We start from the raw sequence: 6098 nt of genomic DNA, 5'->3' as shown, positions 1-6098 counted from the left end.
GCAGGCGACCGAGGTCGCCCTGGCCCCGACCGTTTTCGTGGTGCCGCCGACCAGCGTGCCGCGCACCGATGTGCGTGTGGTGCCACGCGACCCGCAGGACATCGCCGTGCGCGAGCGCACCGTGGTGACCGTGGAAGCACCGACGCCGCGCAGCACCGTACCCACGCTGCGCCCGGCCGAACCGCAACTGCGGACACCCGACCTCACCGTCCAGGAGCGCCAGGTGACCGTGGTCGAAGCACCCGCTCCGGCCGTTACGGTGCCCGGCCCGCGCGTGGATGCCACGCTCCCGCAACGCGAACTGCAGGTGCGTGAGCGCGAGATCCGGCCAGTGACCGCACCTGCGGTGACGGTGGCGACGCTGCCCGCGCGCGAGATTACCGTGCCGGGCCGATCACCGGAGGTCGCCGTGCGCGAACGCGCGGTGCCCAATGCCGCGCCGCGCCCGGAACCCCCTTCGCCGACCGCGGCAAGCAGTACCGCGACGGCCCCGGCATCGACCCGTTCCAGTAGCGCCGCCAGTGCGTCCAGCACCAGCGCGGCCAATGCAACGCGTGCGCCCGCCCGCCAGACGGCAGCAGCGCCGGGCAGCTGGGCCACGCCGAACCGCGCGGACGACTGGGGTGCGGCCAACCATCCGCAGGATGCCGATCTCAACGGCCGGGCCGTGAGTGCGACCCAGGGCAACGGTGGCAGCCTGTTCAAGGCCGATGGCAGTGTGCGCGTTCCGGGCCAGGCCGGCGCCGGCACTGCCGAGCGCGGCGCGCCCGGTGGCGACAAGGACGGCTGGAGCAAGGAGCGCATCGCCCAGTCCGGCACCTGGCTCACGCTCGATCAGTTTGCGGAAATAGGATTGGGCAGTGTCGGATATCTGGATCATCGGGCTATTCTAGCCAATCCCTTGTTATGCGCTCATTCGGTTTATACACCCGACCGCGCATTGTTCAGTCATCCAGATGTGGAGGAACCCATGGCCGACCTGATTCCGCTGGCCCACGCCCATTGCGTGCCGCGCAAAGGCAGCGACCACAAGCTCGGCGCCGCCCGGGTCACCGAGCTGCTGGCCCAGGTCCCCGGCTGGGAGCTGGCCGAGGCCGGCCAGGCGCTGACCCGTACCTTCCGCTTCGACAACTACCACGGCACCATGGCCTTCGTGAACGCGCTCGCCTGGGTGGCCCATCGCGAAGACCACCACCCGGACCTGGGCGTGCATTACGACCGCGCCGTGGTGCGCTTCTCCACCCATGACGTGGGTGGCCTGAGCGAGAACGACTTCATCTGCGCGGCGAAAGCCTCGGCCCTGACGGAGTAAGCCCATGAAACTGCCGTACATCGCACTGTCCAGCCTCGCCCTGGTGGCTCTGGCGGGCTGCAACAAGACGCCCGCCGAACCGGCCGCCCCGGTCGCCGCCCCCACCGAGGTCGCGGCGGTCAAGACGCCGCCACCGGAGTACCCGATCGAACTGGCCTGCCAGGGGATCGGCGGCACCAGCACCTTCAAGGTGACCATCGCGGCCGACGGCCAGCCCAGCCAGGTCCAGCTCGCCAGCGGCAGTGGCAACGCCCAGCTCGACGAGCAGGCACAGAAGGCCGTGCAGGCCTGGCAGTTCAAGGCCGCCACCCGCGCCGGGCAGACGGTCTCGACCACGATCCAGGTGCCGGTCAGCTTCAATCCGCCGCAGCCCAAGCCCGACCAGTGTTTCGCGGTCGAAGAACGGCTGCGTCGCGGCGGCTGATCGCCGCATTGTGTTGAGGTCGGCCGCCGCAAGCCGCGCATCATGGATCGTCAAGGCGCCCGTCGGATCGACGCGTCGCCACGCGCCCGGTGAACACCGCCCCCTCGCAGCACCGCATTTCAGCGGTCCTGTGGGGAGGCGGGGACCGCACGGCGCACTTTTCTCGTACAAGGACGCGTTGGCGGATGCCTGATATTTCCAGTGACAACGTATGGATCGCCCTCGCGGTGACCCTGGCCGCCGGCCTGGCCACCGCGCTGGGCAGCCTGATGGTGCTGTTCTCACGCCGGCCCAACCCGCGCCTGCTGGCGTTCGGGCTGGCCTTCGCCGGCGGCGCGATGGTCTTCGTCTCGCTGACCGAGATCCTCAACAAGGCGATCGATTCGTTCACCCAGGCGTACGACGCCCGGCTGGGCTTCGCCTATGGCACCGCGGCTTTCCTGGTCGGCGTGCTGCTGATCGTGGTGATCGACCACCTGATCCCGAACCCGCACGAGAGCCTGGACAAGCAGGATCCGCTGTTCCGCGACAACAACAAGGCCTACATCAAACGGGTGGGCCTGCTCACGGCCGTGGCGATCACCGCGCACAACTTCCCGGAGGGCCTGGCGACGTTCTTCGCCACGCTGGAGAGCCCGTCGGTGGGCATGCCCCTGGCCTTCGCCATCGCCATCCACAACATCCCCGAGGGCATCGCGATCGCGGTGCCGGTGTACTTCGCCACGCAGAACAAGTTCTATGCGTTCGGGGCCAGCCTGCTGTCCGGCCTGGCCGAACCGATCGGCGCGGCCATCGGCTATGTCCTGTTGTCCGGGGTGCTCAACCACGCCACCTTCGGCTGGGTGTTCGGGATCATTTCGGGCGTGATGGTGTTCCTGGCCCTGGACGAACTCCTGCCCGCGGCCAAGCGCTACGCCAAGGGCCACGAGACCGTGTACGGCCTGGTGGCCGGCATGGGCAGCCTGGCGATCAGCCTGGTGTTGTTCAAGTGGTGATGGGCCGGTTCACTTCAACCGGTTCAACACCTCGACCAGCTCTTCGGCCAGCGGCGCATTGATCAGATACGGCGTCTTGCCCGCGTCCAGCGCGAACTCCAGCGAGGCCGCGTGCAGGAACAGGCGCTTCAGCCCGATCTGCTCACGAAGCCGCTTGTTGACGTCCGGATCGCCGTACTTGTCGTCACCGGCCACCGGATGCCCCAGGTGCTGGGCGTGGACGCGGATCTGGTGGGTGCGGCCGGTTTCGATCCGCACCTCGCAGTACGAATGCCCGCCCTTGCGCTCCAGCACCTTGAATTGGCTGATCGACTCCTTGCCGATCGGGTTGACCTGGACATGGCGCTCGCCACCCTGGCGCAGACCCACGTGCAGCGGGGCGTCCACGGTCATGGTGCCATCGGGCATGCGGCCCGCCAGCAGGGTCAGGTAGCGCTTGCGGATGCCGGCGCCATGATCCTCACGCAGCAGTGCCTGCAGCTCGCTCAGGGCCGAGCGCTTCTTGGCCACGATCAGCAGGCCCGAGGTGTCCCGGTCCAGCCGATGGACCAGCTCCAGGGTCTTGCCGGGGCGCAGCGCGCGCAGGGTTTCGATCGCGCCGAAGCTGATGCCACTGCCGCCGTGGCTGGCCACGCCCGACGGCTTGTTCAGCGCCAGCAGCCGATCGTCTTCGAACACGATGGCATCTTCCAGTCGTTTCATGAACGCGGCGGGCGGACCGGCCTTGTCGCCCTCCTCGTTGAGACGGACGGGCGGAACCCGCACTTCGTCGCCGCCCTCGAGCTTGCGCTCGGCCTTGGCGCGGCCGCCGTTGACGCGGACCTGGCCACTGCGGACGAGCTTGTAGATCAGGCTGCGTGGTGCACCCTTGAGCTGGCCGAGCAGGAAGTTGTCCAGGCGTTGCCCGGCGCGGTCGGCCGGGACAGTGATGATACGTACGCTGGTCATGGCTTCAGCGGCTTTCGGGGTGGGCTCGGTAACGGTCATTGGCCTTTTATTCTGTTACACTCGGCGGGCGAGATAAGGGATTGATTTCGTTGGAAGTTGCTCTGGGCCAGAAGCCCGACTTCCCTCGATTCCGGCACAGTGCGCAGCCACCGCCCCCGGGGCGGCCATGTTAGCGGCTCACCGGCGGTCCCGGCCATCGCCGGATGTCTGACACGCATTCGCGCTGAACATGTCCCTGTGGCGCTCCAGCCTGGCTGAAAGCTGCCTCCGGCCCAGTAACACCCAAACCAAAACAAATGAAGCGCTCCCGCGGCCTGCCGTGGTGTCGTAGCGCTGGAAACCCAAACTGCCCTCCCCGCGCATGCGCGATGGGCGGTGAAGCGTGACCAGAAGCGAAACCCCATGGCGTTCCGCGCGGTAGCAGCGCGCGAGGAACGCAAGAATGAAGCGAATGCTGATCAATGCCACGCAGGCTGAAGAGCTGCGGGTAGCCATCGTGGATGGCCAGACGCTGTACGACATCGACATCGAACAGCCGTCCAAGGAACAGAAGAAGTCGAATATCTACAAAGGCCGCATCACGCGCCTTGAGCCTTCGCTGGAGGCCGCTTTCGTCGAATACGGCGGCGAGCGCCATGGCTTCCTGCCGCTGAAGGAAATCTCCCGCGATTACTTCCAGGCAGGCGTCGACCATAATAAGGCCGGCATCCGCGAGCTGCTGCGCGAGGGCCAGGAAGTCGTGGTCCAGGTGGACAAGGAAGAGCGCGGCAACAAGGGCGCTGCCCTGACCACGTTCATCTCGCTGGCCGGCCGCTACATGGTCCTGATGCCGAACTCGCCGAGCGCCGGTGGCGTCTCGCGTCGCATCGAGGGCGAAGACCGCGCCGCGCTGAAAGAAGCGCTGGACAAGCTGAACATCCCCGACGACATGGGCGTGATCATCCGCACCGCCGGCGTCGGCCGCGATGCCGAAGAGCTGCAGTGGGATCTGGACTACCTGCTGCAGGTCTGGAAGTCGATCGCCGAAGCGGCGCTGACCAAGCCGGCCTCGTTCCTGATCTACCAGGAATCGCGCCTGATCGTGCGCGCCCTGCGTGACTACCTGCGCGCCGATGTCGGCGAGATCCTGGTGGACACCGAAGAGCTGTACGAGACCGCCCAGGAGTTCATGCAGCAGGTGATGCCGCAGACCCTGCGCAAGCTCAAGCATTACAAGGACGACATCCCGCTGTTCAACCGCTTCCAGATCGAATCGCAGATCGAAGGCGCGTATGAACGCAACGTCCGCCTGCCGTCCGGCGGCTCGATCGTGGTCGACCAGACCGAAGCGCTGACCGCCATCGACGTCAACTCCTCGCGCGCCACCAAGGGCAGCGACATCGAGGACACCGCCTTCCAGACCAACCTGGAAGCGGCCGATGAAGTGGCCCGCCAGCTGCGCCTGCGCGACCTGGGCGGCCTGGTGGTCATCGATTTCATCGACATGGCCTCCAACAAGCACCAGCGTGAAGTCGAGAACCGCCTGCAGAACGCACTCAAGTACGACCGTGCGCGCGTGCAGCTGGGCCGCATCTCGCGCTTCGGGCTGATGGAAATGAGCCGCCAGCGCCTGCGTCCGAGCCTGGGCGAATCCAGCCAGATCGTCTGCCCGCGTTGCGACGGCCATGGCCGCATGCGCAGCGTCGAGTCGCTGTCGCTGTCCATCATCCGCGTGGCTGAAGAGCATGCGATGAAGGAGAACACCGGGCAGGTGCTGGTCCAGGCCCCGGTCGAGATCGCCAACTACCTGCTCAACGAAAAGCGCAGCGCGCTGCGTGAGATCGAACAGCGCCACGACGCGCCGATCGTGATCGTCGCCGACGAGCAGCTGCACACCCCGCATTACGAAGTGACCCGCCTGCGCGAGAACGAGCTGGGCGAAGAAAGCGGCAAGCCGAGCTACCAGCGCGGCACCCCGCGCAAGCTGCCGGTGCACGCGCTGACCAAGGCCCAGCTGAACATCCCGGTCGCCCCGGTGGTGACCCAGGTCAAGCACAGCCAGCCGGCCCCGGTGCGTGAAGCCCCGGAACCGGACGCCGCACCGGCCCCGGTGGCCGCTCCCGTGGCCGCCCCGGCTGCGACGGGCGTGGTGGGTTGGCTGAAGCGCATCTTCGGGGGTGAACAGGCCCCGGCCCCCGCGCCGCAGCCGAGCAACCGCCCGAGCCAGGACGGCAACCGCAATGGTCGCAACAAGGATCGCAACGGCAAGGACCGCAATGGCCGTCGTGATGAGCGTGGCGAGCGCGGTGGCAACGGCAATGCGCAGGCGCAGCTGGCGGGCCACTTCATCGGCCGCTTCCAGGTTGGTCTGGAAGGCGGTGTCCTCGATGTCGCTGCCCTTGGTGGCGCGCGAGGAGTTGACGTCGATGGCGGTCAGCGC

Annotated in this window: 4 protein-coding genes and 2 pseudogenes; 4 read left to right on the top strand and 2 right to left on the bottom strand. The window is 67.3% G+C overall.

What is annotated here, in order from left to right; translation table 11 throughout:
• The 3 genes from ACLFKU_RS42220 to zupT all read left to right on the top strand — a co-directional run.
• The coding region (locus tag ACLFKU_RS42220) for a 4a-hydroxytetrahydrobiopterin dehydratase (RefSeq protein ID WP_410853193.1) at nucleotides 1–1312 on the top strand (1312 nt) is incomplete at its 5' end.
• Nucleotides 1313–1316: 4 nt separating this feature from the next.
• The gene (locus tag ACLFKU_RS42215; protein WP_179458505.1) at nucleotides 1317–1736 is read left to right on the top strand and encodes an energy transducer TonB; all 420 of its coding nucleotides are present in this window, start codon (nucleotides 1317–1319) and stop codon (nucleotides 1734–1736) included.
• A gap of 185 nt (nucleotides 1737–1921) precedes the next feature.
• Nucleotides 1922–2731 carry a zinc transporter ZupT gene (gene zupT, locus ACLFKU_RS42210; protein WP_319214247.1) on the top strand — a complete coding sequence of 270 codons (810 nt, stop codon included), beginning with the start codon at nucleotides 1922–1924 and terminating at the stop codon, nucleotides 2729–2731.
• Nucleotides 2732–2740: 9 nt separating this feature from the next.
• Here zupT and ACLFKU_RS42205 read toward each other — a convergent pair whose 3' ends face one another.
• Nucleotides 2741–3718 carry an RluA family pseudouridine synthase gene (locus ACLFKU_RS42205; RefSeq protein ID WP_410853192.1) on the bottom strand — a complete coding sequence of 326 codons (978 nt, stop codon included), beginning with the start codon at nucleotides 3716–3718 and terminating at the stop codon, nucleotides 2741–2743.
• 403 nt (nucleotides 3719–4121) lie between these two features.
• Here ACLFKU_RS42205 and ACLFKU_RS42200 point away from each other — a divergent pair.
• Nucleotides 4122–5792, top strand: a pseudogene (locus tag ACLFKU_RS42200) (Rne/Rng family ribonuclease); the annotation flags it as partial.
• Between the two features lie 186 nt (nucleotides 5793–5978).
• Here the strand turns inward: ACLFKU_RS42200 and ACLFKU_RS42195 are convergent.
• Nucleotides 5979–6098 (bottom strand): annotated as a pseudogene (locus tag ACLFKU_RS42195) (ribonuclease E/G); the annotation flags it as partial.

The sequence above is a fragment of the Paraburkholderia sp. EG304 genome (assembly GCF_046543485.1).
GTDB classification, from domain to species: domain Bacteria; phylum Pseudomonadota; class Gammaproteobacteria; order Burkholderiales; family Burkholderiaceae; genus Paraburkholderia; species Paraburkholderia youngii.
This window is presented reverse-complemented; position numbering and strand designations above follow the sequence as displayed.